28 protein-coding genes are annotated in these 26,701 nt (G+C 73.1%); 7 read left to right on the forward strand and 21 right to left on the reverse strand.

Annotation, left to right across the window (positions count from 1 at the left end; genetic code table 11):
• Positions 1–2 precede the first annotated feature (2 nt).
• The 6 genes from sthA to O7635_RS30340 form a co-directional block, all read right to left on the reverse strand.
• The gene (gene sthA, locus O7635_RS30315) at positions 3–1,403 is read right to left on the reverse strand and encodes a Si-specific NAD(P)(+) transhydrogenase (protein ID WP_278083905.1); all 1,401 of its coding nucleotides are present in this window, start codon (positions 1,401–1,403) and stop codon (positions 3–5) included.
• Between the two features lie 45 nt (positions 1,404–1,448).
• Positions 1,449–1,883, reverse strand: a complete 435-nt coding sequence (locus tag O7635_RS30320) for a DUF4383 domain-containing protein (RefSeq protein ID WP_347405349.1) — start codon at positions 1,881–1,883, stop codon at positions 1,449–1,451.
• Between the two features lie 76 nt (positions 1,884–1,959).
• Complete coding sequence (locus tag O7635_RS30325; protein WP_278083907.1) at positions 1,960–3,315, reverse strand: M20/M25/M40 family metallo-hydrolase; 1,356 nt, start codon at positions 3,313–3,315, stop codon at positions 1,960–1,962.
• Between the two features lie 14 nt (positions 3,316–3,329).
• A complete protein-coding gene (locus O7635_RS30330) occupies positions 3,330–4,262 on the reverse strand; it encodes a metallophosphoesterase (RefSeq protein WP_278083908.1) in 933 nt (310 codons plus the stop codon).
• A gap of 26 nt (positions 4,263–4,288) precedes the next feature.
• Entirely contained in the window at positions 4,289–5,383 is a 1,095-nt protein-coding gene (locus O7635_RS30335) for a glutamate--cysteine ligase (RefSeq protein WP_278083909.1), read from the reverse strand.
• A complete protein-coding gene (locus O7635_RS30340; protein ID WP_278083910.1) occupies positions 5,380–6,345 on the reverse strand; it encodes a class I SAM-dependent methyltransferase in 966 nt (321 codons plus the stop codon). The genes O7635_RS30335 and O7635_RS30340 overlap by 4 nt, the downstream gene beginning before the upstream one ends.
• 83 nt (positions 6,346–6,428) lie before the next feature.
• Between O7635_RS30340 and O7635_RS30345 the strand changes: the two genes are divergently transcribed.
• Positions 6,429–7,160, forward strand: coding sequence for an alpha/beta fold hydrolase (locus O7635_RS30345; RefSeq protein WP_278083911.1), 732 nt, complete (start codon positions 6,429–6,431; stop codon positions 7,158–7,160).
• On the opposite strand, the gene O7635_RS30350 is transcribed toward O7635_RS30345, so the two are convergent.
• Together O7635_RS30350 and O7635_RS30355 are read right to left on the reverse strand one after the other, a co-directional pair.
• Positions 7,127–7,474 carry an STAS domain-containing protein gene (locus O7635_RS30350; RefSeq protein ID WP_278083912.1) on the reverse strand — a complete coding sequence of 116 codons (348 nt, stop codon included), beginning with the start codon at positions 7,472–7,474 and terminating at the stop codon, positions 7,127–7,129. The two genes, O7635_RS30345 and O7635_RS30350, sit on opposite strands and share 34 nt — an antisense overlap.
• Positions 7,471–8,682, reverse strand: a complete 1,212-nt coding sequence (locus tag O7635_RS30355; RefSeq protein WP_278083913.1) for a PP2C family protein-serine/threonine phosphatase — start codon at positions 8,680–8,682, stop codon at positions 7,471–7,473. Before O7635_RS30355 ends, O7635_RS30350 begins: the two co-directional genes overlap by 4 nt.
• Before the next feature lie 139 nt (positions 8,683–8,821).
• On the opposite strand from O7635_RS30355, the gene O7635_RS30360 reads away from it, so the two are divergent.
• Positions 8,822–9,163, forward strand: coding sequence for an STAS domain-containing protein (locus O7635_RS30360; RefSeq protein WP_278083914.1), 342 nt, complete (start codon positions 8,822–8,824; stop codon positions 9,161–9,163).
• Positions 9,164–9,175: 12 nt separating this feature from the next.
• On the opposite strand, the gene O7635_RS30365 is transcribed toward O7635_RS30360, so the two are convergent.
• Together O7635_RS30365 and O7635_RS30370 are read right to left on the reverse strand one after the other, a co-directional pair.
• Positions 9,176–9,424: a hypothetical protein gene (locus O7635_RS30365; RefSeq protein ID WP_278083915.1), complete on the reverse strand. Its 249-nt coding sequence runs from the start codon at positions 9,422–9,424 to the stop codon at positions 9,176–9,178.
• Positions 9,425–9,844: 420 nt separating this feature from the next.
• The gene (locus O7635_RS30370; protein ID WP_278083916.1) at positions 9,845–10,234 is read right to left on the reverse strand and encodes a nuclear transport factor 2 family protein; all 390 of its coding nucleotides are present in this window, start codon (positions 10,232–10,234) and stop codon (positions 9,845–9,847) included.
• Between the two features lie 88 nt (positions 10,235–10,322).
• Here O7635_RS30370 and O7635_RS30375 point away from each other — a divergent pair, with 88 nt between their 5' ends.
• Positions 10,323–11,108, forward strand: a complete 786-nt coding sequence (locus tag O7635_RS30375; protein WP_278083917.1) for a helix-turn-helix transcriptional regulator — start codon at positions 10,323–10,325, stop codon at positions 11,106–11,108.
• A 227-nt stretch (positions 11,109–11,335) separates the two neighbouring features.
• On the opposite strand, the gene O7635_RS30380 is transcribed toward O7635_RS30375, so the two are convergent.
• The 5 genes from O7635_RS30380 to O7635_RS30400 all read right to left on the reverse strand — a co-directional run bounded on the left by O7635_RS30380 (position 11,336) and on the right by O7635_RS30400 (position 16,618).
• Positions 11,336–11,791, reverse strand: coding sequence for a MaoC family dehydratase (locus O7635_RS30380; RefSeq protein WP_278083918.1), 456 nt, complete (start codon positions 11,789–11,791; stop codon positions 11,336–11,338).
• Entirely contained in the window at positions 11,788–12,960 is a 1,173-nt protein-coding gene (locus tag O7635_RS30385; protein WP_278083919.1) for an acyl-CoA dehydrogenase family protein, read from the reverse strand. Before O7635_RS30385 ends, O7635_RS30380 begins: the two co-directional genes overlap by 4 nt.
• A 514-nt stretch (positions 12,961–13,474) precedes the next feature.
• Positions 13,475–14,236: a 3-oxoacyl-ACP reductase FabG gene (gene fabG / locus O7635_RS30390; protein ID WP_278083920.1), complete on the reverse strand. Its 762-nt coding sequence runs from the start codon at positions 14,234–14,236 to the stop codon at positions 13,475–13,477.
• Positions 14,237–14,266: 30 nt separating this feature from the next.
• On the reverse strand, positions 14,267–15,451 hold the full coding sequence (locus O7635_RS30395; protein WP_278083921.1) for an acetyl-CoA C-acyltransferase: 1,185 nt from the start codon (positions 15,449–15,451) through the stop codon (positions 14,267–14,269).
• 18 nt (positions 15,452–15,469) lie between these two features.
• Positions 15,470–16,618 (reverse strand): acyl-CoA dehydrogenase family protein, encoded by a 1,149-nt coding sequence (locus O7635_RS30400; protein ID WP_278083922.1) that lies wholly within the window; start codon positions 16,616–16,618, stop codon positions 15,470–15,472.
• Positions 16,619–16,712: 94 nt separating this feature from the next.
• Here O7635_RS30400 and O7635_RS30405 point away from each other — a divergent pair, with 94 nt between their 5' ends.
• The 3 genes from O7635_RS30405 to O7635_RS30415 are packed head-to-tail and all read left to right on the forward strand — an operon-like array spanning position 16,713 to position 19,970.
• Complete coding sequence (locus O7635_RS30405) at positions 16,713–17,396, forward strand: TetR family transcriptional regulator (protein ID WP_278083923.1); 684 nt, start codon at positions 16,713–16,715, stop codon at positions 17,394–17,396.
• A gap of 3 nt (positions 17,397–17,399) precedes the next feature.
• Complete coding sequence (locus O7635_RS30410) at positions 17,400–18,851, forward strand: aldehyde dehydrogenase family protein (RefSeq protein ID WP_278083924.1); 1,452 nt, start codon at positions 17,400–17,402, stop codon at positions 18,849–18,851.
• Between the two features lie 39 nt (positions 18,852–18,890).
• A complete protein-coding gene (locus tag O7635_RS30415; protein WP_278083925.1) occupies positions 18,891–19,970 on the forward strand; it encodes an alcohol dehydrogenase catalytic domain-containing protein in 1,080 nt (359 codons plus the stop codon).
• A 143-nt stretch (positions 19,971–20,113) separates the two neighbouring features.
• On the opposite strand, the gene O7635_RS30420 is transcribed toward O7635_RS30415, so the two are convergent.
• From O7635_RS30420 to O7635_RS30445, 6 genes are all read right to left on the reverse strand, one after another.
• On the reverse strand, positions 20,114–20,524 hold the full coding sequence (locus tag O7635_RS30420; protein WP_278083926.1) for a VOC family protein: 411 nt from the start codon (positions 20,522–20,524) through the stop codon (positions 20,114–20,116).
• A 53-nt stretch (positions 20,525–20,577) separates the two neighbouring features.
• A complete protein-coding gene (locus tag O7635_RS30425; RefSeq protein WP_278083927.1) occupies positions 20,578–22,014 on the reverse strand; it encodes a sugar porter family MFS transporter in 1,437 nt (478 codons plus the stop codon).
• A gap of 397 nt (positions 22,015–22,411) precedes the next feature.
• The gene (locus O7635_RS30430) at positions 22,412–23,020 is read right to left on the reverse strand and encodes a TetR family transcriptional regulator (protein ID WP_278083928.1); all 609 of its coding nucleotides are present in this window, start codon (positions 23,018–23,020) and stop codon (positions 22,412–22,414) included.
• Positions 23,017–23,772, reverse strand: coding sequence for an SDR family oxidoreductase (locus O7635_RS30435; protein WP_278083929.1), 756 nt, complete (start codon positions 23,770–23,772; stop codon positions 23,017–23,019). The genes O7635_RS30430 and O7635_RS30435 overlap by 4 nt, the downstream gene beginning before the upstream one ends.
• Positions 23,769–24,854, reverse strand: a complete 1,086-nt coding sequence (locus O7635_RS30440) for an acyl-CoA dehydrogenase family protein (protein WP_278083930.1) — start codon at positions 24,852–24,854, stop codon at positions 23,769–23,771. The genes O7635_RS30435 and O7635_RS30440 overlap by 4 nt, the downstream gene beginning before the upstream one ends.
• Positions 24,851–26,059 (reverse strand): acyl-CoA dehydrogenase family protein, encoded by a 1,209-nt coding sequence (locus O7635_RS30445; RefSeq protein ID WP_278083931.1) that lies wholly within the window; start codon positions 26,057–26,059, stop codon positions 24,851–24,853. The genes O7635_RS30440 and O7635_RS30445 overlap by 4 nt, the downstream gene beginning before the upstream one ends.
• Before the next feature lie 211 nt (positions 26,060–26,270).
• Between O7635_RS30445 and O7635_RS30450 the strand changes: the two genes are divergently transcribed.
• Complete coding sequence (locus O7635_RS30450) at positions 26,271–26,693, forward strand: TOBE domain-containing protein (protein ID WP_278083932.1); 423 nt, start codon at positions 26,271–26,273, stop codon at positions 26,691–26,693.
• Positions 26,694–26,701 lie beyond the last annotated feature (8 nt).

A 26,701-nucleotide genomic window follows, 5' to 3' on the forward strand; every position in this document is an offset into this window, starting at 1 on the left:
CCTCAGCGCAGGCGGGACAGGTGGCGCATCTTGTTCATCGCGTCGAGGGCGGCGACCTTGTAGGCCTCGGCCAGGGTCGGGTAGTTGAACACCGCGTCGACGAGGTAGTCGACCGTGCCGTCGCAGCCCATCACGGCCTGCCCGATGTGGAGCAGCTCGGTGGCGCCGGTGCCGAAGATGTGGACGCCCAGCAGGCGGCCGTCGTCGGGGGCGACGAGCAGCTTGAGCATGCCGTACGAGTCGCCGATGATCTGGCCTCGGGCCAGCTCGCGGTAGCGGGAGATGCCGACCTCGAACGGGATGCGGGCCTCGGTGAGGTCGTCCTCGGTGCGGCCGATGAAGCTGATCTCCGGGATCGTGTAGATGCCGATCGGCTGCAGCGCCGGCATCGCGCGGGCCGGCTCGTCGCAGGCGTGGTGGGCGGCCAGGCGGCCCTGCTCCATCGACGTCGAGGCCAGCGCCGGGAAGCCGATCACGTCGCCGACCGCGTAGACGTGCGGCACCGAGGTGCGGAAGTGCTCGTCGACGCTGAGCCGGCCGCGGGCGTCGGCCGAGAGCCCGGCGGCGTCGAGCTCCAGATCGGGGGCGGTGCCCTGGCGGCCGGCGGAGTACATGACGGTGTCGGCGGCGATCTTCTTGCCGCTCTCGAGGACCGCGACGGCGCCCTGGTCGTAGCGCTCGACCGAGGCGACCGACTCGCCGAACCGGAACGTCACCGCGAGGTCGCGCAGGTGGTATTTCAGCGCCTCGATCACCTCGAGGTCGCAGAACTCGAGCATGCGGTCGCGGCGCTCGACCACGGTGACCTTGGTGCCGAGGGCGGCGAACATCGACGCGTACTCGATGCCGATCACGCCGGCGCCGACGACCACCATGGACCGCGGCACCCGTTCGAGGTTGACGATGCCGTCGGAGTCGATGATGGTGCGCTCGTCGAAGTCGACCGACGACGGGCGGGCCGGCCGGGTGCCGGAGGCGATGACGATCTTCTCCGCGCTGGCCCGCGACTCGCGCCCGCGGCCGTCGGTGACGGTCACCGTGTGCGGGTCGGCGAACCGGCCGGTGCCGCTGAGCAGCGTGACCCGGTTGCGCGCGAGCTGGTTGCGGATCACGTCGATCTCACGCCCGATGACGTGCTGGGTGCGGGCCGCGAGGTCGGCGACGGTGATGTCGTCCTTGACCCGGTAGCTCGACCCGTACATCTCCCGTTGGTTGAGGCCCGTCAGGTAGAGGACCGCCTCGCGCAACGTCTTGGACGGGATGGTGCCCGTGTTGATGCACACCCCGCCGATCATGTTGTCGCGCTCGACCACGGCGACGCGGCGGCCGAGCTTCGCCGCCGCGATCGCCGCCTTCTGCCCACCTGGTCCGGACCCGAGCACCAGCACGTCGAAGTCGTACATGCGGCTCAGTCTGACAGCCGCAGGTTACGTTTGGGATCGTCGATCTCAGTCGCGCCGGGCGTCGCGGGACAGGGCGAGGCCCAGACCGACCATGCCGACCGCGAGGGCCAGGTGCAGCCAGTTGTCGGCGTTGTTGAGCGGCACGAAGTTGGCGCCGCTCTCGTGGTCGACGACCAGGCCGTAGAGCCACAGCAGCGCGTAGACGGCGCCGCCGCCGACGAGGAACAGCCGGGCGCCGGAGACCGTGCGGGCCAGGGCGAGCCCGGCGACGCCGTACAGCAGGTGGACGATGTTGTGCAGGATCGACACCTGGAACACGCCGAGCAGCATGGCCTCCGACTCGTGGCCGGCGAACGACATCTGGTCGTAGTTCGTCGTGATGCCCGGGATGAATCCGGCGAGGCCCACGAGCAGGAAGACCACGCCGGACGCGGCGGCGACGGTGCGGATGAGCGGGCGGGCGGTCGTGCTGCGGGGCATCGGATCCGATCGACTGGCCATCAGCAACCTCCAAATGAGAGTGCGAGCGCCGCCGAGTGCCCAGCCGCGTGATCGACTAACGGGCCAATCGCTCCCACAGCGAGGCGAGCGTGGCGGCGCCCTTGACCAGGACGTCGATCGACACCCGTTCGTCGCTGTCGTGCCAGCGGTCCTCCGGCAGGCCGGTGCCGAAGAAGAGCACGGGCGCGCCGACCTTGCGGGACAGCAGCTCGGCCGGTCCGCCGCCCGCGTTGCCCATCCGGCCGGCCGGCTTGCCGAAGCCGTCGGCCATCGCGTCGGCCAGCACCTGGACCGCGGGCAGGTCGCGCGGCGTGTGGTAGGCCTCCTGCGCCACGAGCTCCGGGATCGTCAGCTCGTAGTCGACGCCCGGGGGCATCGTCTCGGCGACCCAGCGGCGCAGCTGGTCGGCCACGTCGTTGATCTTCTGCTCCGGTACGGTGTGGACGGTCAGGCTCGCGCTCGCCATGGACGGCACGGCGCCGCGCGACGGCCCGTCCGGGTCGCCGGCGACCACGGTCAGCACCTCGATCCCCGGCCGCGCCCAGAGCCGCTCCAGCGGGGTGTAGCCCGCCTCGCCGTCGACGCTGCGGCTCTCGGTGCGGGCCAGCCAGTCCTCGTCGGTGTACGGCAGGTCGGCGTAGTCCGCCCGGGTCTGCTCCGGGATCTCCGGCACGGTGTCGTAGAACCCCGGCACGGTCACGCGTCCCTTGTCGTCGTGCAGCCGCGCGATGAGCGTCGAGAGGGCCACGATCGGGTTGGGCGCCACGCCGGAGACCACACCGCCGTGGATGTCGCGCCCGGGTCCGTACACCTCGAGCTCGGCGTTGACCATGCCGCGGACGCTCAGGCAGACCGCGGGGTGGTCGGCCCGCCAGAGCAGCGTGTCGGAGAAGACGATCAGGTCGGCGCTGACCTCGTGCTCGTCGAGCAGGTCGGACAGGTGCGCCGAGCCGGTCTCCTCCTCCCCCTCCACGAGCAGCTTGAGGTTCACCGCCGGGGCGTCGCGGTCGGCCACGTGGGCGCGCAGGCCCCACAGGTGGGCGAGCACCTGGCCCTTGGCGTCGGAAGCGCCACGGCCGTAGACCCGACCGTCCCGCACCGCCGGCTCGAACGGCGGCGTCTCCGCCCACAGGTCGTCTTTGGCCGCGCGCACGTCGTGGTGGCTGTAGACCAGGACCGTCGGGGCGCCGGGCACGGCGCACCATTCCGCGTAGACCGCCGGCGCGCCGTCGGCCGGCCACACCTCGACGGTCGGGAACCCGATGCCGCGCAGCACGCCGGCCAGCCAGTTGGCCGACCGGGCGACGTCGGGGCCGTGCTCCGGCACGCCCGCCACCGAACGCAGCCGCAGCCAGCCGATCAGCTCGGCGATCATCTCGTCGCGGTGGTCGTCCAGGAACGGTCGCGTCATCCGGGTGCTCCTCGTCAGTGGCAGGTGCCGCGGCCGGCGTCGCCCTCCCCACCGCTGACCGGCACGAAACGCCACTCGTACGCGTCGGCGGTCAGGTCGAGGCGCAGCACGCCCGGCGTACCGGCCAGCCGCTTCTCGCTGTGGGGGGTCGGCGTCCCGAAGCCGTACTTCGTGTCCCCGCCGGTGCCGACGACAAACTCCCGGATTCCGCGGCGGTCGTCCCTGGCGCCGCGGGGATCCTGCGGCGCGAACCGCTCGTACTGGTGGTTGTGGCCGGTGAGCAGGACGTCCACGCCGCTGTCGTGGAGCGCCCGGAACAGCGGGAGCGTGCTGGCGGTCGGTGGGTGCACCGCGCTCGAGGTGAACAGCGGGTGGTGCCACATGGCGACGGCGCACCTGGTCCGGTGCGCGGCCAGGTCGGCCCGGAGCCAGCGCTCCTGCGCGGATCCGGCCGCGCACCCGCCCGGCACGACGTCGCAGTTGCTGTTGAGGACGACGACGTGCCAGGCCCCGGCCGCGTACGAGTACCAGCCCTCGCCGGGCCGGCCGGCCGACCGTCCGAAGTAGTCGAAGTAACCCTGCGCGCCGTCCGTGTGGTACTCGTGGTTGCCGATCACCGGGTGGGTGCGGTCGCGGTGGCGGCCCCAGGTCGGGCCGTAGCAGCGCGCGAACTCCTCCGGCGTGCCGTTGTTGTAGGCGTTGTCGCCGAGGGTGAAGACCTCGCCCGGGATGTCGTCGAGGAGGTCGGCGGTCCCCGTGTCGGCGGTGTGGGCGCAGGAGGCGATGTCGCCGGCGCCGACGAGGGTGACGGCCTGAGCCTGCGCCGGCGCCGGGCTGCTGGGCGGCGTGCCGGTTGGTGGCGGGTCGGTCGGCGGGCTGTCGGTGCCGCAGGCGGAGAGCGCGAGCAGCACCGCCGCGGCGCAGGCCGCGGCCACCCGGGTAGCCATCCCGCCAGTAGACCACCACATCGGCGTCAGCCGTCGAGCGTCTGGTGGGCCAGATCGGCGAGGACGGCGGTGACGTCGCCCGTCCGGGCGTGGACGCGGCGCTGCCGGGCCGCGCCGGTCCCCCGCTCGCGGAGCCGGGCCAGGCCGGCCCGCACGGGTTCGAGGTCGCCGTGCCGGCGCAGGGCCGGGGTGGCGGTGGTGAGCAGGTCGTCGACCAGCTCCTGGGCCGGCCGGGCCCGGCCCGAGGACAGGTCGGTCAGGGTGCCGTCGAGGCCGGTGTGCGCGGCGTTCCAGTGCGCGGCCCGCACGAGATGGTCCGGGACGGCCGGGGCGGGGCGGCCGGCGGCGATCTCGTCGAGCGCCGTGCCGACCAGGCCACGGACGAGGCCGGCGAGCAGGACGGTGTCGGCCACGGTCGGGCAGGCGTCGGCCACGCGCACCTCGACGGTCGGGTAGCGGGCCGACGGCCGGGCGTGCCAGAGCACCATCGTCTCGTCGAGCATGGCTCCCGCGCCTACCAGCGTCGCCACGGTGCGGTCGAAGTCGGCGGCGTCCGCGAAGTACGGCGTCGGGCCGAGGCTCGGCCAGCGGTCGAGCTGCATCGCGCGCCAGCTCGCGTGGCCCGTGTCGGCGCCGGCGTGCAGCGGCGAGTTGACACCCATCGCCTGCAGCACGGGCAGCCAGATCCGCAGGTGGTTGCCGACCTCGATGGCCGTGTCGCGATCCGGGACGCCGACGTGGACGTGGCAGCCGCAGACGGCCGGGTCGGCGACGATCGGGCCGTAGTGGTCGGCGATCTGCCGGAACCGGGGGTCGTCGGCCACGGCCAGGTCCGGCTCGGCGACCGGGGTGGCGCCGATCGCGACCAGCTGGGCGCCGGCCGTCGCGGCGGCCTTGGCGGCCTCCTGGCGCAGCCCCAGCAGGTGCTCGCGGAGCTGGCCCAGGTCCGTGCAGACCGGCGTGACTATCTCGACCATGCTGCGGCGGAACTCGCGGCGGCTGTGCGCCCGGACGTCGTCCGGCAGCGCGGCGGTCGCCTGCTCCGCCACCGGCAGGTTGTGGCCGGTGAACGGGTCGAGGAGCAGGAACTCCTCCTCGACGCCCACGGTCGGGCCGGTCACCGTGGCCGGCTCGCGGTGAGCAGGACGACGGCGATCCGCTCCGCGTGCGCGTACGCCGGGCCGTCGAGCTCCTCGCCGTAGACGTCCGGGTCGACCTCGCGGTAGGTCCACTCGAGGCCGGTGCCGGCCAGCCGCTCGGCGGCGGCCGCGCGGAACGGGTCGCGGCCGTCGACCACGCCGGTGCCCGCGAAGAGCACCAGGTCGCCGCCGGGCGCGAGGCGCCGGTGGGCCGCGTCGATGATCTTCATGGGCAGCTCGTGCCCGTTGGGACCGCCATGGCGGTACGCCCGCCCCGCCGGGTCGATCATGAACGGCGGGTTGGAGATGATCAGGTCGAAGGCCCCGTCGACGTCGTCGAGCAGGTCGCTGTGGCACGCCTTGACGTTCGTGGCGCCGGCGAGCGCGGCGTTGACGTCCGCGTACCGCAGGGCCGTGGGGTTGATGTCGACGGCCAGCACCTCGGCCTGCTGCGTCCGCTTGGCCACCGCCACGGCGCCGGCGCCCGTGCCGCAGCCGATGTCGACGGCCCGCCGGACCGGCTCCCCGCGCCCCTCGACGTGGGCGACGGCGGCGTCGGCCATCCGGTAGGTGTCCGGGCCGAGGAACACCGCGTCGGCCGCGTCGGTGGGGAACGCGGAATGGGCGAACAGCTCGTCGTCGTACGTCGAGAACCGCACGCTGCTCCGCCAGCCGGCGCCGTGCGGCTCCCGGACGCCGGCCCGGTCCATCAGCGCGACGATCCGCGCCGGCAGGGTCTCGTCGCTGAAGGGCCGGCTCCAGCCGAACACGCCCCGCAGGTCCGTGGCCCACGCGTTCTCCGGCCGGCGGTTGACCCGCGCGTGCGTGGCGGGAGTGACGGTCGTGAAGCGGTAGCCGGCATCCCGGAGGGCGGCGCCGAGCTCGCGCAGAGCGGCGTCGCCCTGTGCCGAGCCGGACCGCGCGGCGCTGTCGGTCAGGGTCATGGCCCGCGAGTGCCCGGTTTCCGCGCATTCAATCCTTGATCGTTTGGTCACCGCGCCCGTGGGTACGCCCGCATCCCGTGGGCGTGACCGTGGTTTCCACCTATCACCGTGCGTTTCCGGGGCCCGCCGGGGCGCCACCGGTCGTGCTGGTGCACGGTCTCGCCGTCTCCCACCGCTACCTGCTCCCGCTGGCCGCCGCGCTCGCCGATCGGCATCCGGCCTTCGTGGTGGATCTCCCCGGGTTCGGCCGGAGCGGGAAACCGGCTCATGCGCTCGACGTCGGGGCGCACGCCGCACACCTGCTGGCCTGGTTGGCCGCCCGTGGCCTCGACCGGGCCTGCCTGCTCGGCCACTCGTTCGGCGCGGAGGTGGTGGCCGCCGCCGCCGCGCGCGACCCGCGGCGGGTCGGCGCCGTCGTGCTCGCGTCGCCGACCAGTGACCCGGCGGCCCGCAGCCGGTCGCGGCAGATCGGGCGCTGGCTGCGGGACGTGCCGCGGGAGGAGCTGTGGCAGGTGCCGGTGTTCGTCCGCGACGTCCGGGACGCCGGGCCGGTGCGGATCTTCCGTACGCTCGGCCATTCGGTCCACAACGCCATCGAGGACGACGCTGCCCGCCTGCGCGTGCCGGTGCTGGTCGTCCGCGGGGCACGCGACCCGGTCGTACCCCGGGCCTGGGCGGAGCGGCTCGGCCCGACCGTGACGGTTCCCGGCGCCCCGCACAACGTCGTGGCCACCGCGCCCGGGGCCGTGGCCGACGCGGTAGCCGGCTTCCTGTCGCCGGCTCAGCCCGCCGCGGCGGCCGCCACGTTGCGGTAGGTCGCGAAACGCTGGTCCAGGTTGGTGGTGCGCAGGAGCCGGCGCGGCTGCGCGGCGAGGTCGGCGAGGCGCAGCCAGCCACCGGCCGCCTCGGCCCGGCGGTGGGCGGACAGCAGCGCGGCCAGGCCGGTGGAGTCGACGAACGGCACCTGGCCGAGGTCCAGCACGAGGCGGGCAGGCCCGGCCGCGAGGACGCGGTCGAGGTGGCCGCGCAGCAGTTCGACGCTGTCGAAGTCGAGGGTGCCGCGGACGCGTACCAGCTGGAACTGTTCCCGTTCCTCGACGTCGACCGCGAGGCCCTCCGCGTGGGTCATGGCTGGGTCCGTTCCGCGGCCGCGCCGGACCAGTCCATGAGCAGCAGCGTGGCGTCGTCGGCGGGCGGGCCGTCCTGGTGGGAGATGGCGGCCCGGGCCAGGCGCCGCAGCGTCTCGGGGCCGGGCAGCGCGTCGGCCGCGCACCGTTCGGCCAGGTCGACCAGCCGCGGCACGCCGAACCGGTCGCCGCCGGCGCCCGGCGCCTCGACCACCCCGTCCGTGTAGAGCAGCAGTCGGTCGTCGGGTTCGAGCATCTCCTCACCCACCTCGATCGTGCTGTCGTCGATCCCCATCGGCATCCGCCGTCCGCCGGCCAGCGCCCGCACCGCCTTGCCGTGCCGCAGCAGCAACGGCGCCGGGTGACCGGCGTTGATGTAGCGCAGCTTGCCGGTGTCCATGTCGAGCTCGGCCAGCACGCCCGTGACGAACCGCAGATCCGGGAACTGCTGGGTCAGGGCGGCGTCGGCCGCGCGGGCCAGCGCGTAGAGGCCGTGGCCGTCGCGGCGGGCCGCCCGGATCGCGGAGAGCGCGGCGGCGCAGGTCAGGCCGGCGGTGAGCCCGCGGCCCATCGCGTCCAGCACGGCCAGCTTGATCACGGCCCCGTCCGCCGCGTAGTCGTAGGCGTCGCCGCCGACGTCGTAGCAGGGTTCCAGGATCGCGCTCACCGTGGCGCGGCGGCAGCTGAAGGTCAGCGGCGGCAGCAGGGACAGCAGCAGCTCCCCGGCGGGGGACATCGCCTGCGTACGGCGTACCTGCTGCAGCCCGTCGCCGTAGGGCATCTTGACCGTGATGAGGTGGCCGAGCAGTCCGACGAGGTCGACGGCGTGCCGCTCGAACCGGGCCGGGTCGGCGGGCGCCTCGTGGGCGATCACCTCCGCGACCCCCAGCCGTTCGGCGCCGTCGACCATCGGGATCCAGAGCCGGTAGGCGCCGTCGTCGTCGCCCGCAGCGAGCGGCCGGATGGTGGTGAACGCGCGACCGGCCAGCGTGCCGTGCACCGTCAGGGGCGGCGGCGTGGGCTTGCCACGCTCGGGCATCGCCCGCAGCCGGAGTTGCTCATGGTCGATCAGATAGATGGTGACCTCGAGCGCCAACGGCCGCGTGGCCGTGTTGATCTCGCCGGCCAGCTCGTCCGGTTGGGCGAGCCGCACCCGGCGGAGCAGGTCCACGATGGCCGCGTGCCAGGCCCGGTCGCTGACCGCCGCCACGCCGCACCTCCGTCCTGGGGAAGGGCCGCATGCCCGCCACCGAAACCGCTAAACGGCGGTTAGACCATGGACCGGAGGGGGTACGCATCTCCGGTTGCATCGATTTCGTCGTCGATTTGTTGAGATTTGGGGAGGCGTCGTGGACTGGGACTGCATGGTCGAACGGACACCGGACGGCATCGTCGTCAAGCCGGTCGGGCCGCTCGACCTGGACAGCGCCGCGGCCCTGCGGGGCGTGCTGCAGGCGGCGGTGAAGACCGGCGCGCACCGGGTGGAGGTCGATCTGGAGAACGTCGACTTCGTCGACTCGACCGCCATCGGGGTGTTCGTCGCCACCCGCCGGGCCGCGGACGACCGGGCCGCCACGTTCGGGTTGCGCAACGCGGGTCCGATGGTGCGGATGGTGCTGCAGATCGCCAACCTGACGACGCTGCTGGCGCCGGACGAGCGGCCGGCGGCCGCGGCGGGCTCCGGGGCCTGACTCGCCGCTTGGTCACCGCCAGGGCAGCAGGCGCCGAGCCACGCCGCGGGCGGTGGCCGCGGTCCGGTAAGACTGCACCAGGTACGAGCCGCAGGCGATGTTGGCGCCGGCGAGCACGGGCACGACGTACTGGGCGACCCGCTGGCGCCGCTGCCACCGCGCGAGCTCCGGGGGCGTGCCCTCGGTGGGCTGCGAGGCGTCGCGCACCTCCAGCTTCTCGCCGGCCGCCTGCCGCTGCTCGGCGAGCTTGCCGATCTGCATGCCCGAGTACGCGGCGTAGGCGGTCGCCCCCGCGCCGGCCAGCGCCAGCCCGGCCTTGAGGGCGCCGACGGTGCCGAATCCCTGCTGCAGGGCCAGCCGTCGCCCACCGACCCGGGTCAGCTGCAGCCCGGCGAGGAGCGTGGCGCCGATCCCGGCCCACTGCGCGGACGCGAACCGCTGCCAGGCCGACGAAGCGACCCGGATGCGGTCGATGCCCTACTCGAGGTCGGCACCGGACTTGTTGACGCCGGCGACCCCCATGACGGTGCCGCCGAACCAGAGCGCCGACCCGAGGTCATGCACCGCTTGCGCCGCGGCGTGATTGTCAGTACGCATGAGGGCCGCGTACCCGACGCGCCGCGACACAAACGGGCTCGGTCTCCTACCCGACCACTTTGGCCGCTCGACGCGGCGGCTGGGTCAGCGTTCGGCCGGCTGCCACCAGGAGAGGTTGGCCTTCGCGTGGGCTGCCGGCTCGATGACCTCCCAGATGTCCGTCACCAGCCCGCCGTCGAAGCGGAAGATGTCGACAACGGTGATCTCGGGGCCGCCGTCCGGAAGCCAGCGCCGGGAATGCATCACGACGTGGTCGCCGTCGGCGACGACGTGCTGGATCTCCACCCGCATGTCGGCCAGCGGCACCAGGGCGGCACCCACCGCGTCGAGCCACTCGGCCTTGGTGGCCGAGGTCGCGTCCGGCCGGTGGTGCGTGAAGTCGTCGCTCAACACCGACCTGAGCCCGTCGACCTTGCCTGTGCCGAGAAGCTCCGCCAGCGCCCGTTCGATGATCGCCTTGTTGTCCGTCGTCATGCCGGCAATGTTTCGGCGTCTGGCGCCGCCTGTCGATGACATCGGATTTCATGGCCACGCGGCGGTCGGCTGGGTACCGTCGCTGATCATGAGCACGGTCGGCGAGCTGTTGCGGCAATGGCGCCATCGACGCGGCGTCAGCCAGCTCGACCTGGCGATCGCGGCCGACGTCTCGGCGCGGCACGTCAGCCTGGTCGAGACGGGCAAGTCGAACCCGAGCGCCGACATGGTGCTGCGGCTTGCGGAGCAGCTGCACGTGCCGCTGCGCGACCGCAACCGCCTCCTGCTGGCCGCCGGCTTCGCGCCGCGCTATCCCGAGCGCCCACTGTCGAGCGAGGCCATGTCCGCGGCCCGCCAGGCGGTCGCGCGGGTGTTGCGGGCGCACGAGCCGTACCCGGCCCTCGTCTTCGACCGCCGCTGGAACATCATCTCGACCAACCGCGCGGTCGACCCCTTCTTCGCGCACGTCGACCCCGATCTGCTGCGCCCGCCGGTCAACCTGGTCCGGCTGGGCCTGCACCCCCGCGGCCTGGCGTCGCTGGTGGTGAACCTGTCCGACGTGCGCGCGGTCTTCCGCTCACGGATCGCCCGCCAACTCGCGGCCAGACCGGACCCCGAACTCACCACGCTGTACGAGGAGCTACTCGCGCCGACGTCCCCTGAGGACACCGCCGGCGAGCGGCCTGGAGCGGACGTCGTGATCCCGATGATCATCCGAATCGCGGACCGCGAGCTGCGACTCTTCTCGACCATCACCACCTTCGGCACGCCGCTGGACATCACCCTGGACGAGGTCGCGATCGAGTCGTACTACCCCGCCGACGAAGCCAGCGCCGCCTACTTCACGAAGGCCGACGACGCCGACCCGCCATGACGGCGCCCGGGCTCGCCGACGAGGCGATGAACCGACGGCGGTGGCGGCGGGGCAAGGCAGCGCCGGACCCGCCGACACGGCCGCGACCGACGGTGGCGGCGGCGCGGCAAGGCGGCCCAGAACGGAGCGACCAATCATCAGGTGCCGGTCGAAGAACCGTTCGCGCACACGAAGTGCGCGCGTCGCCCCGGCCCAGGCGTCGTGCCGCGACGTCGGCGCAGCGGCCGTCAGACGTAGATGCGGCTGACGGTTTCCGCGACGCAGACCGGCTTGTCGCTGCCGTTGTTCTCGACCGTGACCTTGGCGACGAGTTGCACGCCGCCCGGGACCGGGTCGACCGCGGCGATTTCCGCGCTGACGCGGACCGATGTGCCGACGCGGACGGGGGCCGGGAAGCGGACGCGGTTGAGGCCGTAGTTGACGCCCATCCGCGTGCCCTTGACCGTGTAGAGGTCGCCGACCAGGGCCGGCAGGAGCGACAGGGTCAGGAAGCCGTGGGCGACCGGGCCGCCGAACGGGCTCGTGGCGGCGCGCTCCGGGTCGACGTGGATCCACTGGTGGTCGTCGGTGGCGTCGGCGAACAGGTTGACGCGGGCCTGGTCGACCTCGAACCACTCGCCGGGGCCCAGGGTCTCGCCGACCGCGGCGGCCAGGTCCTCGACGGATGCGAACTCGCGTTTCATGCCAGGTGTCCTCCGATTTCGGTGTAGCCGCGGAGCAGGTCGCGGGAGATGATCAGGCGCTGCATCTCGTCGGTGCCCTCGAAGATGCGCAGCAGGCGCATCTGCCGGTACCAGCGTTCGATCGGCAGCTCGCGCGTGTAGCCCATGCCGCCGTGGATCTGGAGCACGCGGTCGACGACGTCGTTGACCATGCGCGCACCGTACAACTTCGCCATGGACGAGGCGTGCCGCGCGTCGGTGCCCTGGTCGACCGTCCACGCGGCGCGCAGGATCAGCCAGCGCGCGGCCTCGAGCTCGGTCTCGGAGTCGGCGATCATCCACTGGATCGCCTGGTTGGTGGCGAGCGGCTTGCCGAAGGTCTCGCGCGTCTTGGCGTGCTCGATCGCCATCCGCAGCGCCCGCTCGGCGACCCCGACCGCGTGCGACGGGATGATGTAGCGGCCCTTGCCGATCCACTGCATCCCCAGCGCGAAGCCCTGGCCGACCTCGCCGAGCACGTTACGCCCGGGCACCCGCACCGAGTCGAAGACGAGCGACGCCGGGCCACCCTCACCCATCGTCTGGATGAACTCCGACCGCCACCCCATCGACCGGTCGACGAGGAACGCGGTGCTACCGCCGGAGCGTACGTCCTGATCGGGATCCGACACCGCCACCACGATCGCGAAATCGGCGTCGTTGCCGTTGGTGATGAAGGTCTTCTCGCCGTCGAGGATCCAGTCGTCACCGTCGCGGCGCGCGGTCATCCGGATGTTGGCGGCGTCGGAGCCGGCGCCGGGCTCGGTGATCGCGAAGCAGGAGATCCGGTCACCCTCGATCGTGGGTACGAGGAACTCGGCCTTCTGCTCCTCGTTGGCGAAGAAGAGGATGTTGTCGGCCTCGCCACCGAACCGGAACGGCACCCACGAGCGCCCGATCTCGGTCCAGATCAGCGACTGCATGACGGCCGGCAGGTCCATGCCGCCGTACTCCTCCGGCGTCGCCAGCCCCCAGAACCCGAACGCGCGCGCCTTGCCCTGCAACTCGCGCAGCTCGTCGAGGCGCAGCCCGGGCTCGTGCGCCCGCTCGCGCCGCAACACCTCCTGCTCGAGCGGCATCACTTCCTTACGGATGAACGTCCGGGCGGTCTCCCGGATCGCCTTCTCCTCGTCACTCAGCGAAAAGTCCACAATGGCCCTCCCCAGAACCCAATCCGACGGCGTAGCGATTGATCAGTTGTCTGGCTTGCCGCGTCATCCGGACAGGAGTAGTCCGCATGACGCCTCTATGTTTGCCGCGGCCACAGCCGTCGACGTTGTGGCACTCCGCGCCGGCCAAGCGAGCTCCGGCGCCTGGCCGCAGGCGAGGCCAGCGTCCGCCGTAACCACAGCCACGGCCGTCGCCGTCGTGCGCGTCGCGCACCGCACAGGCAGCCAAGCCCGCGCCCGGTAGCAAGCCGCGGCCGGCGTCCGCGGTGACCGCCGGCCGGTTCCGGTGGCTTGGGCCAGTGCTTGCACCGTCGCCCGCGCCGCGGACCGCCCGGCGTCGGCCGCGCCCTGCCGCCGCTGCGGCACGGATTCGGCCGCCTGCGGGCGGCGGCGCCCGGCGTCGGCCGCGCCCTGCCGGCACTGCGGCATGGCTTCGGCCGCCTGCGGGCGGCGGCGCTGGCGCATCATGACGTCCTCAGCTCGACGCGGCCCCGGCCTAGCGGGCGCCGCCGTTGATGTACAAGGTCTGGCCGCTCACGTAGGACGCGTCGTCGCTGGCCAGGAACGCGATCGCGGCCGCGACCTCCTCCGGCTGCCCGACGCGGCGCAGCGGAGTGACCTCGGCGGCCATCTTCTGGTGGTCTTCGGGCGCCGCGCCCACGCGGGTCGCCGTCGCGGCGGTCATGGCCGTGGCGATGTAGCCCGGCGCTACAGCGTTGACGTTGATGTTGAACGGACCGAGCTCGATCGCCAAGGTCGCGGTCAGGCCCTGGACGCCGGCCTTGGCCGCCGCGTAGTTGACCTGGCCCCGGTTGCCCAGCGCCGACCGGCTGCTCAGGTTGACGATCTTGCCGTAGCGGGCCGCGACCATGTGCTTCTGGACCGCCTGGCAGCAGTGGAACATGCTGGTCAGGTTGGTGGTCAGGACCGCGTTCCACTCGTCGGCGGGCATCTTGAACAGCAGGTTGTCGCGGGTGATGCCCGCGTTGTTGATCAGGATGTCGATCCGGCCGTGGTCGGCGACCACCGCCTCGACCATTGCCGCCACCGCGTCGGCGTCGGTGACGTCGCAGCCGTAGCCGGTCGCCAGGCCGCCCGCGGCCTTGATCTCGTCGGCCGCGGCCGCGCTGCGGTCGGCGTCGAGGTCGACGACCGCGACCCGCGCGCCCTCGGCGGCCAGCCGGCGGCCCGTCGCGAGACCGATGCCCTGCGCCCCGCCCGTCACGATCGCGACCCGGTCGGCGAACCTCTCGCTCATCTGCACAATCTCCTTGCTCGAGTGGTTGTCTCAGCGCTCAACGATGACGGCGGTGCCCTGGCCGACGCCGACGCACATGGTGGCCAGCCCCCGCCGCGCGCCGGTGCGGCGCATGCGGTGCAGCAGCGTGGTGAGGATGCGGGCGCCCGAGCAGCCCAGCGGGTGACCGATCGCGATCGCCCCGCCGGACGGGTTGACCCGTTTCTCGTCGATGCCCAGCTCGTCGACCACCGCTAGCGCCTGGGCCGCGAACGCCTCGTTGAGCTCCGCGGTGTCGATGTCGTCGAGCGTCCACCCGCGCCGGTCGAGCAGCTTGCGTGTCGCCGGGACAGGACCGATTCCCATCACATCCGGGTGTACGCCCGCGCTGGCCCCGCCGACCCACCGCCCCAGCGGCTCGACGCCGAGCTCGCCCAGCGCCTCCTCACTGACCAGCACCAGGGCGGCGGCGCCGTCGTTGAGCGGCGAGGAGTTGCCGGCCGTGACCGTGCCGTCCGTGCGGAAGACGGGCTTGAGCTTGCCGAGCTTCTCCAGCGTCGTGTCGGCCCGGATGCCCTCGTCGGTCTCGACCGTCGCGCCGTCGGGCAGCTCCACCGGCAGCAGCTCGGCGGCGAAGTCACCGGCCGCGGTCGCCGCGGCGGCGGCTTGGTGACTGCGTAGCGCGAACGCGTCCTGCCGGTCGCGCCCGATGCCGTGGCGGCGGGCCACCTCCTCGGCCGTCTCCCCCATGCTGAGCACGCCGTGCAGCTCGCGCATGCGCGGGTTGGTGAGCCGCCAGCCGAGCCGGGTGTCGAAGATCTCCATGCCGCGCGGCAGGCCCTCGTCGGGCCGGGGCAGCACGAACGGCGCCCGGCTCATCGACTCGGAGCCGCCCGCCACCACGACGTCGGCGTCGCCGGACGCGATGGCCCGGGCCGCGCTCGTCACCGCCTCGAGGCCGGACGCGCACAGCCGGTTGAGCGTGGCGCCGGGGACGGTCTCGGGCAGCCCGGCAAGCAGCACCGCCATCCGGGCGACGTTGCGGTTGTCCTCGCCCGCCTGGTTGGCCGCGCCCCAGTAGACGTCGTCGACCCGCGCCGGGTCGAGCCCCGGCAGGTCGGCGAGAACGCCCGACAGCGCCCGCGCGGCGAGGTCGTCGGCGCGGACCGCCGACAGCGCTCCGCGCAGCCGTCCGATGGGCGTGCGCCCCGCCGCGGCGAAGTAGACCGGTCGCATGCTCGTGCCTGACCTTTCTCAGAAGGCGGAGACGCCGGTGAGCGCCCGCCCGATGAGTAGTTGCTGGATCTCGGTGGTGCCCTCGTAGAGCGTGGTGACCCGGGCGTCGCGGAGGTATTTGCCGACCGGGTATTCGTCGATGTAGCCGTAGCCGCCGAACACCTGCACCGCCCGGTCGGCGGCCCGGACCGCGGCTTCGCTGGCGAACAGCTTGGCCATCGACGCCTCGGTGCCGAACGGCTGGCCGCGGTCGATCAGGTCGGCGACGCGCCAGACGAGCAGCCGGGCGGCGGCGGTGTCGACGGCGATCTGGGCCAGGTGACGCTGCACGAGCTGGTGGCCGGCGATCGGCTTGCCGAACTGCGTGCGTTCGCCGGCGTAGCGCACCGCCGCGTCGAGGCAGGCCTGGGCCAGCCCGACACAGCCGGCGGCGAGCGACATGCGGCCCTTGTCGAGAGTGGACATGGCGATCTTGAAGCCCTGGCCCTCGGCGCCGACCCGGGCCGCGTCGCTGACGCGTACGCCATCGAAGGTCAGCTCTGCTGTGGCCTGGCCGCGGAGGCCGAGCTTGCCGTGGATCTCGCGGCGGGTCAGGCCCGGCGTGTCGGTCTCGACGAGGAACGCGGTGACGCCGCGCGGACCCGGGCCACCTGTGCGCGCGAAGACCAGGGCCACGTCGGCCCACGTGCCGTTGGTGATGAACAGCTTGGAGCCCGTGAGCAGCCAGTCGTCGCCGTCGCGGACGGCGCGGGTGGCCAGGTTGGCCGCGTCGGAGCCCGTGCCGGGCTCGGTCAGCGCGAAGCAGCCGAGCGCCGTGCCGGCGCACAACCGCGGTAGCCAGGAGGAACGCGAACTGTCGGACCCGTGTGCTGCGATGGTCTTCGCCACCAGGCCCAGCGAGACCGAGACGATGCCCCGCACCGACGAGTCGCCCCGACCGAGCTCCTCGAGGACAAGGCAGTAGGTGAGATGGTCGCCGCCCGAGCCGCCCAGCTCCTCCGGGATCGTCAGCCCGAGGAAGCCCAGGTCGCCGAGGCGCTTGACGATCGCGCCGTCGACCGCCTCGCGCCTGTCCCACTCGGCGGCGTGCGGGGTGACCTCGCGGGCGACGAACTCGGCGGCGAGTGCGCGGCTCGCTTCGTGCTCGGGTGACAGGATGAGGTCCACGCGAATAAACTAACGGTGGTAGTTTTCCCGTGTCCACCCCGCCACCCGAGTTGGCACACCGCACCGAACACGACCCGGAGAGAGGAGCGACCCGATGCCCCGACCGCGTCAGGCGCTGCTCACCCGGCAGCGCATCATCGAAACGGCGGCCGAGCTGATCGACGCCGAAGGGCTCGAGGCGGTGTCGACCCGGCGGCTGGCGGCGCAGCTGGGGGTTCGTGGCCCGTCGCTCTACAACCATTTCGCCAACAAGGACGCGATCCTGGACGCGGTCGCCGACGAGATCACGGCCGACGTGGACATCGAGTGCTTCGCGACCCACGACTGGCCCGACGCGCTGCGCATCTGGGGCCGGTCCTACCGGGCGGCGCTGGCCGCGCACCCGCACATCGTCCCCTACCTAGCCCGCGGCCCGGGCCGGCGACCGCGCGCGTTGGCCATGGCCGACGCCGTCTACGGCGGTCTGGTCCGGGCCGGCTGGCCGCCCGCGCGGGCCACCCACATCGGCGCGCTGATGCGCTACCTGGTGGCCGGGTCCGCGCTGGGCTCGTTCGCCCGCGGCTTCGCCTCCGATCCCAAGATCTACGTGTCGTCCGACTACCCGCACCTGGGCCAGGCCCACCGCCTGGCCGCCCACCAGCGCGAGGTCGACGAGGGCGCGTTCGAGCTCGGCCTGGAAGCGGTCATCACGGGCCTCGCGATCACGTATGAAGAGGTGGTCGGCGACCCGACCCACCGACTGCACGGCACGACCCGCTCCGCGCGCACCCGGAGGTAACGCATGGACCAGACCGACGCCGGCCGCGCCGCCGCGAAGGTGGCCGACCGCGACCGGCTCTACATCGACGGCGAATGGGTGAAACCGCTCGACGCCCTGCCGATGCCGGTGCAGGACCCGGCGACCGAGGACGTCGTCGCCCACGTGCCGGCCGCGGGCAGCGCCGACGTCGACCGCGCGGTCGCGGCGGCCCGTGCGGCGTTCGACCCCTGGGCGAGCCTGTCCCCCGCCGACCGCGCCGATCACCTCGACCGGCTGCTGGCCGCCCTGAGCGCCCGGTCCGAGCAGATCGCCGCGACCGTAGCGATCGAGGTCGGCACGCCCATCAAGGTGGCCCAACGGGTGCAGACGGGCCTGCCGCTGGCGGTGCTGCGCGGCTACGCGGCCCGGGCGCGCGCCGGGTTCGAGCCGGAGACGATCGGAAACTCCCTCGTCGTACGCGAGCCCGCCGGTGTCGTCGGCGCCATCACGCCCTGGAACTACCCGCTGCACCAGGTGATCGCCAAGGTCGGCGCCGCGCTCGCGGCGGGCTGCACGGTGGTGCTCAAGCCGGCCGAGCTGACGCCGCTCACGGCCTACCTGCTCTTCGACGCGATCGACGAGGCCGGCCTGCCGCCGGGCGTGGTCAACCTGGTGAGCGGCTCCGGCCCGGTGGCCGGCGCCGCGCTGGCCGCGCACCCCGACGTCGACGTCGTGTCGTTCACCGGCTCGGCCGCGACCGGGGCCGCGATCAGCCGCCTGGCCGCCGACCGGATCGCCCGGGTGACGCTGGAGCTGGGCGGCAAGTCCGCCAACGTGATCCTGCCCGACGCCGACCTGGCCAAGGCGGTCAAGGTCGGCGTGGGCAACGCGTTCCTCAACGCCGGCCAGACCTGCACCGCGTGGACCCGCATGCTCGTGCACCGGTCCGTCTACGAGGAGGCGGTCGAGCTGGCGGCGACGGCGTCGGCGGGCTACCCGACCGGCGACCCGTTCGACCCGGCGACCCGGCTGGGCCCGCTGGTCTCCGAACGCCAACGCGACCGGGTGCGCACCTATGTCGACAAGGGCCTGGCCGACGGCGCCCGCCTGGTCTCGGGCGGCCCCGACGCGCCAGTGCCGGCCCGCGGCTGGTTCGTCGCCCCGACGGTCTTCGCCGACGTCGACCCGGACGACACGATCGCTCAGGAGGAGATCTTCGGCCCGGTCCTGTCGATCATCCCGTTCGCCGACGACGACCAGGCGGTCGCGATCGCCAACAACTCCCGCTACGGGTTGGCGGGCGGGGTCTGGTCCGGAGACGAGGAGCGCGCGCTCGCGGTGGCACGGCGGCTGCGCACCGGCGCGGTCGACATCAACGGGGGCGCGTTCAACCCGCAGGCCCCGTTCGGCGGCTACAAGCAGTCGGGCATCGGGCGCGAGTTGGGCGAGCACGGCCTGTCGGAGTTCCTTGAGACGAAGTCGATCCAGCGCTGACGAAGGCCGTGTGGAACTGGCGGGTGGAGAGTGAGTGGCATGAAGGCGTTGATCGTCGCGGGCAAGGGCGACACACCACGCGTCGCCGATGTGGTGCTGCCGCCGGCCGGTCCCGGTGAGGTGCGGGTCCGGATCCAGGCGGCCGGCGTCTGCCACTCTGACCTGTCGATGGTCAATGGCACGCTGTCACCGTCCTACCCGTTGGTGCTCGGGCACGAGGCCGCCGGCGTGGTAGTCGAGGTCGGTCCCGGCGGGGGCGAGCGGGTCGGCGTGGGCGACCACGTGGTGCTCAACTGGGCGCCGCCGTGCCGGGAGTGCTGGCACTGCACGCACGGAGAGCCGTGGCTGTGCGCCCACAACGGTCGGCCGTCGGCGCCGCGGGGCAATCTGGCGTCGGGCGAAAACGCCCACGTGACGCTGGGGCTCGGCGCGCTGGCCGAGGAGGTCGTGGTGCCGAGCCACGCCGTCGTGCCGGTGCCGGCCGACCTGCCGGCCGACATCGCCGCGCTGCTCGGGTGCGCGGTGCTGACGGCTACCGGGGCCGTCAACCGCACCGCGGCCGTGCGGCCCGGCCAGTCAGTGGTCGTGGTCGGGCTCGGCGGGGTCGGCCTGGCCGCGCTGATCGCCGCCCGCTCCGCCGGGGCCGACCCGGTTATCGGGGTGGACCTCAGCGAGGCGAAGCGGGACCTGGCGCTCAAGGCCGGCGCCACCGACTTCGTGGTGTCGGACGACGGCATGCCCAAGGCGGTGCGGGGGCTCACCGAGGGCCGCGGCGCCGACCACGCGATCGAGTGTGTCGGCCGGTCCGCCACCATCGGCGCCGCCTGGCGGGCCACCCGGCGCGGTGGTCAGGTCACCGTGGTCGGCATGGGCGCCCGCGACGACCTGGTCAGCCTCGGCGCCCTCGACATCTTCCACTCGGCGCGGACGCTGCGGTCGTCGGTCTACGGTTCGTCCGACCCGGACCGCGACCTTCCGGCGCTGGCCGCCGCGGTCCTCGACGGCTCGCTCGACCTGACGCCGCTGATCACCGACCGCATTCCGCTGGAGTCGGCACCCGCCGCCTTCGAACGGATGGCCCGCGGCGAGGGCGCCCGGTCCGTCGTCCTCTTCGGCTGAACCGCCGGACGTCAGCGCCGGCCAACGCACGACGCCGGCTCACCACGCGGTCGTCGCGGGCGCCGGCGGCGTCCGGTCAATCAGCCAACGCACGACGCCGGCTCACCACGCGGTCGTCGCGGGCGCCGTCGGCGTCCGGTCCGTCAGCCGGCGCCGGCCTCGTTGACGTGCTCGTCGTCGACGTACAGACAGAACGGATGTCCGGCCGGATCGAGCATCACCCGTACGTTGCGCTGCGGCTGGAAGCCGGCGACCTCAGCGCCGACGCTGATCGCGTACTCCACGGCTTCGTCCAGGTCGTCGACCTCGATCTCGAGATGCATGGACATCTGCGGCGCGCCCGGCTCGGCCGGCCAGACCGGCCGGACGTAGTGGGCTTCGGTCTGGAAGCCGAGGTTGAAGCCCGCGTCGTCCGACGGGGCGACCGACCCTCCATCGCCGTCGCCGGAGTACAGCTCCCAGTCGAGAAGGCGGGCGTAGAAGCGGGCGAGCTCCAGACCGTCCGGGGCATCCAGGGTCACACCCCACCAACGCTTTCGCGTACGCAGCGGCATCCGTGCCCTCCTGTCCGTCGAGAGGGCCAAGCTTGCCAGACAGGCAGCGCGTCCTACATCGTTTCCAGTTCGCGGCCCTTGGTTTCGCGGACCGCGGCCGCGACGAACACCAGCGCCAGCAACGCGAACGCGGTGTAGAGGCCGTACGCCAGGGTCAGGCTCACGCCGGACAGCGTCGGGAACGTCTGGGAGATCGCGAAGTTGGCCAGCCACTGCGCCGCGGCCGCCACGGCCAACGCCGTCGCGCGGATGCGGTTGTTGAACATCTCGCCCAGCAGCACCCAGACCGCGGGGCCCCAGCTGAAGGCGAAGGAGAGGACGTACACGTTGGCCGAGTACAAGGCGATCGTGTCCCACGGGCTGGCCAGGCTCACGTCCGTGCCGGAGCCGGAGGCCTTGCTGAAGCAGTAGGACAGCAGGCCGAGTGTCACGAACATGACGCTCGCCCCGATCAGGAGGAGCGCCTTGCGGCCGATGCGGTCGATCAGGGCGATGCCGATGAACGTGCCGACGATGTTGACCAGGCTCGTGATCACCGAGATCAGCAGCGCGTCGTTCTCCTGGAAGCCGACCGAGCGCCACAGGGTCGTCGAATAGTAGAAGATCACGTTGATGCCGACGAACTGCTGGAAGACCGACAGCAGGATGCCCGTCCAGACGATCGGCTGCAGGCCCAGGCGCGGGCCGCGCAGGTCGCGCAGGCGCACGTCCTCCGCCCCGGTGCCGAGCGAGTGCTGGATCTCCTTGATGCGCTCGTCGGTGTCGCCGCCCACGTACCGCCGCAGGGTCTTGCGGGCCTGCTCGACGTTGCCGCGGCGCACGAGATAGCGCGGCGACTCCGGGATGGTCAGGGAGATGAGCCCATAGAGGATCGCGGGTACGGCGGCCGTCGCGAACATCCAGCGCCAGGCCTTGCCGCCCAGGGCGAGCTCGTCGGCCGCGCTGCCGGCGATGTTGGCGAGCAGCGCGTCGATCAGCAGCGCGACGAAGATGCCGAGGACGATCGCGAGCTGTTGCAACGAGCCGAGCCGGCCGCGCAGCCTGGCCGGCGCCATCTCGGCGATGTACGCGGGCGCGATCACGCTGGCCGCGCCGACCGCCATGCCGCCGATGATGCGCCACACCGTCAGCGTCACCGGACCGGTCGCGAGGGCCGATCCGATCGCCCCGATGAAGAACAGGACCGCGGCGATCACCATCGAGCGGACCCGGCCGATCCGGTCCGCGATCGGTCCCGCGAACCACGCGCCCACCGCCGCGCCCAGCAACGCCGACGACACCACGAAGCCGAGCAGCTCCGACGACATGTTGAACTGGTCCTCGATGGCGTCGACGGTCCCGTTGATCACCGAGGTGTCGTAGCCGAACAGGAACCCGCCCAGCGCCGCCGCCGAGCTGACCAGCACGACCCCGCCGCGCCGCCGCCGGGGCGTCGAGCCGCCGTCGGCGTCCACATCCGACGGCTCCGGCCCTGACGCGTCACGGCTCATCCATCCATATTGCCCGGTTTGCTCCTGATAAGGGCGAAGATCGGCGAACCGCAGGTCACGCGGTAAAGGTCTCCCAGGACAGTCCCGAGGCACGAAGCGGTCGGAGCGCCGCCCGGTGCCGCGCACCGGCGTGCACCTCGACCCAGCCCTCCCTCATGTCGCAGACCATGACGACGACTCCTGGGCCGACGAAATGCCGGATCGATCCCCCGACAGCTCCCCAGCCGACACGTCGACGCACTGTTCGAACGAGTCGGCGTACCAGGCTGGCGGATCCGCAGCCGATGGGGACACGCACACCTCGAAGGCCCCGTCGCTCTCCACCCCGATCACCAGGCCTTGCCGGGATTCGCCAACCAGCCGAATGCAGGCGAGCGTAAGGGGGCGGCAGGTCCGGCTAGGGCTCGGCGGTCATCAGCAGCGCGGTGATCGTTCGCGTCATCACCGCCTCGGCCTCGGTCGCCGAGAGTGACAGGCCGTCGCGCAGCATCGACCAGGCCGGCCACATCGAGGCGGCCATGACCGCGTTCCGGAGGGTGGCGCCGGCCGGGCCCGCGGCGGCGAACTCCGCCGCGAAGAGCACGTCGACCTCCTCCCGCAGCCGTTCGACGTGCTTCTGCCGGTTGCGGCGCAGCTGCGGCGAGAACGGCTCCCGCATCGCCGCCGCCCGGGCCGGCATCGCGATCAGCTGGAGCAGCCGGGCCCGCTGGCGGCAGTAGCGCGCCACCCGCTCGGCCCGCGGGAGGTCGGGCGGCACGGGCGTGAACGCCGCGTCGTACGCCGCCAGCACCTGCGCGCCGCTCGCCTCGAACAGGGTCTCCATGTCCTTGAAGTTGGTCCACAGTGCCCGCAGCGAGACCCCGGCCCGCTCGGCGATCCGCTCCCCCGTCGGCCGCAGGTCGCCCTCGTTGATCAGCGCCAGGTGGGCGTCGACGATCGCCGCCCGGGTGCGTTCGGCCCGCGCGGTGCGCCCGTCGACGCGCTCCTCGGGCGCCGGTGCCGTCACGCGCCGCGCCCCGTCAGCGTGACCCCACCGTCGATGACCAGCGTCTGCCCCGTGATCCAGGCCGCCTCGTCCGACGCCAGGAACGCGACCGCGGCGCCCACGTCCTCGGGGATGCCGAGGCGGGCCAGCGGATAGGAGGCGGCGACCTCGGACTCGCGGCCCTCGTACAGCAGCGTCGCGAAGCGGGTCTTCACCACCGCCGGCGCGACCGCGTTGACCCGCACGTGCGGCGCGAGCTCCACCGCCAGGCAGCGGGTCAGGTGCTCCAGCGCCGCCTTGCTCACCCCGTAGAACGAGATGCCCGGCGGCGGCACCCGGCCACCGACCGACGACACGTTGACCACCACGCCCGGCCGCGGGCCGGCGCCGCCGAAGACGGCCTGCGCCCAGCCCAGCGCGGCCAGCACGTTGACCTCGAAGATCTTCCGCGCGGCGCCCAGGTCGAGGTCCAGCAGCGGCCCGAACACAGGGTTGATCCCGGTGTTGTTGACGAGAATGTCGACGGGCCCGAACGCCGACGTCGCGGCCTCGACCGCCGCGGCCTGGTGCGCCGGGTCGTCGGCCCGCCCGGCCACACCCAGCGCCACCGCCGGACCGCCCAACGTGGACACCGCCTCGGCCAACGGCTCCGGCTTGCGCGCCGTCACGCAGACCCGCGCGCCGGCGGCGGCCAGCCGGGCCGCGATCGCCAGGCCGATGCCGCGGCTCGCGCCGGTCACCAGGGCCACCCGGCCGGACAGGGATGCCGTCACGAATCCTCCAGGTGCAGGTCGACCAGATTCGCCAGGCGGGCGCGGTGGCGGTCGGGGGAACCGTACGCGATCGCGGTGGCCTTGGCCCGCTTGAGGTAGAGGTGGGCGGGGTGCTCCCAGGTGAAGCCGATCCCGCCGTGCATCTGCACGCACTCCTCGGCGGCCCGCACCGCGACCTCCGAGCCGACGACCTTCGCCAGCGACGCCGCCACCGACGCGTCCTCGCCCCCGGCGGCCAGGTCGGCGACCGCGTAACCGACCACGGCCCGGGCCTGGGTCAGCTCGACCCACAGATCGGCGAGCCGGTGTTTGAGCCCCTGGAAGGACCCGACGGGTCGGCCGAACTGGTGGCGCTCCTTGAGGTAGGCCACCGTCGTCTCCAGGCACCACGACGCGAGCCCCACCTGCTCGGCCGCGACCATCGTGGCGGCGACCCGCAGCGCCGAGGGCACCGCGGCCAGCGGGCCGACCCGGCGCGCCGGCGTCGCCGAGAACTCCAGATCGCACAGGGGCCGGGTCTCGTCCAACGACACCACGTGGGTACGCCGGACCGCCGCCCCGTCGACCGCGTAGAGACCGTCCTCGCCGGGCACCAGCAGCAGCCCGGCCCCCAGCCCGTCGGCGACGCCCCGGACGGTGCCGGTCACCGCCCCGTCCGGCACCGACAGCAGCGGCGGCGCCGACCACAGCCCGTAGGGCACCGCCAGCGCGGCCGTCAGCTCGCCGGACGCCAGCCGCCCGAGCAGGTCCGGCGCCTCCGACGACCCCAGCGCCGTGGTCGCCACGACCGCGCTGGACAGGAACGGCACGGGCGCCACGGCCCGGCCCAGCTCCTCGACCACCACCGCCGCCGCCCGCCACTGCGCGCCGGCCCCGCCCTGCGCCTCGGGCACGAGCAGCCCGGCCAGGCCCATCCCGGTGGCCAGCGTGCGCCAGAGCTTGGGGTCGAACGGCTCGGGGGACGACGAGGTCACGAACGACAGCACCGACTGCCACGGCGCCTCGGCCGCGAGCATCTCCCGTACGCTCGCCCGCAGGTCACGCTCGTCCGGTGACTCGAGCAGGTCCAGCATGTCGCTCATCGGGGCAGGTCCTTCCACGCGACGCGGGTGTCGACCCGCGGCTCGGCCGGCAGGCCCAGCACCCGCTCGGCGATGATGTTGCGGAGCACCTCGGACGTCCCGCCCTCGATCGAGTTGCCCTTGGCCCGCAGGTAGCGGTAGCCGGCGTCGCGCCCGGTGAAGTCGACCTCCTCGGGCCGGCTCATCGCCCACGAGTCGCGGCGCAGCGCCTCGTCGTTGCGGAAGTCGAGCTCGGCAGCGGAGATCTGCTGGTTGAGCGTCGCGAACGAGAGCTTGACCGCGGACCCGTCCGGCCCGGGCACGCCGGCCGCGAGCTGCTGGCGGACCCGCAGCCCGGTCAACCGCGCCGCCTCGGCCCGCACCCAGAGCCGCATCACGGTGTCGTGCATGCCGGGGGTACGCAGGTGCGGGTGGTCCCGCCAGGCCTGGGCCAGCACGCCGATCATGCCGCCCTCGCGGGGCAGCGCGCCACCGCCGATCGAGACCCGCTCGTTCATCAGCGTGGTCTGCGCGACCTTCCAGCCGGCCCCGACGTCACCGAGCCGGTGCGAGTCGGGGATCCGCACGCCGGTCAGGTAGACCTCGTTGAACTCGGCCTCACCGGTGAGCTGGCGCAGCGGCCGCACCTCGACGCCGGGCGCGGTCATGTCGAGCACGAAGTACGTCAGGCCCGCGTGCTTGGGCACGTCGGGGTCGCTGCGGGTGAGCAGGATGGCCCACCGCGCGACGTGCGCCATCGAGGTCCACACCTTCTGCCCGTCGACCACCCAGTCGTCGCCGTCGCGGCGGGCCCGGGTGGCCAGCCCGGCGAGGTCGGAGCCGGCGCCGGGCTCGCTGAACAGCTGGCACCACACCTCCTCGCCGGTCCACAGCGGACGGAGCCAGCGCTCCCGCTGCTCGGGCGTGCCGTGGGCGAGGACGGTCGGCGCGGCCATGCCGAGCCCGATGCCGATGCGGCCGGGCCGGTTGTCGGGCGCGCCGGCCGCGACGAAGGCCTCGTCGACGACCGTCTGCAGCGCCCGCCCGGCGCCGAGCCCGCCGAGCCCGGCCGGGAAGTGCACCCAGGACAGTCCCGCGTCGAACCGCGCGCGCAGGAACGCCAGCCGGTCCGCCGCGCTGCCACCGGCCGCGGCGGCCGGGTCGTGCGCGGCCAGGAACGCCGAGATCCGCTCGCGCAGCTCGGCCTCGGTCACCACCGACGCCATCGCGCCTCCCCACTGCCGCGGAGCCAGCCGCCCCGGAAGAATTTGCACTCGCAATGCAATCTATCGGTTTGACCGGCGCTGACGCCATCCGCGACCCGCCTGGCGTCAATCCACCCGGCGGGCAGGGGCGTGTCGCACGGTTGCGGGGGCACGACGCGAGGGGAGGATGGCACGGACAACGCGTACCAAATGCTCGCGAATGGACACGCCCATGCGACTCAGCATCCGCAACCAGCTCGAAGGCACGATCCTCTCGGTGGCCCGCGGCGAGGCGATGGCCGCCGTGAAGACGAGGCTCGCCAGCGGCCAGGACCTGACCGCGGCGATCACCCGGGAGAGCGCCGACGAGCTCGAGCTGATCGCCGGGCAGCCCGTCACGATGCTGGTCAAGGCGACCGATGTCGCGCTTGCCACCGGCACCGTCGGCGACGTGAGCATCCGCAACCAGCTCCCCGGCCGGATCACCTCGCTGACCGCGGGCGCCGCGATGACCACGCTCAAGGTGGCGGTCGACGGCGGCGGCGCGCTCACCGCGGTCGTCACCAACGACGCCGTCAACGACCTCGACCTCACCGAGGGCGACGAGGTGCTGGCCCTGGTCAAGGCCACCGAGGTCAGCGTCGCGATCGACTGAGTACGCTC

This window comes from Asanoa sp. WMMD1127 (assembly GCF_029626225.1).
Classification (GTDB): Bacteria; Actinomycetota; Actinomycetes; order Mycobacteriales; family Micromonosporaceae; genus Asanoa.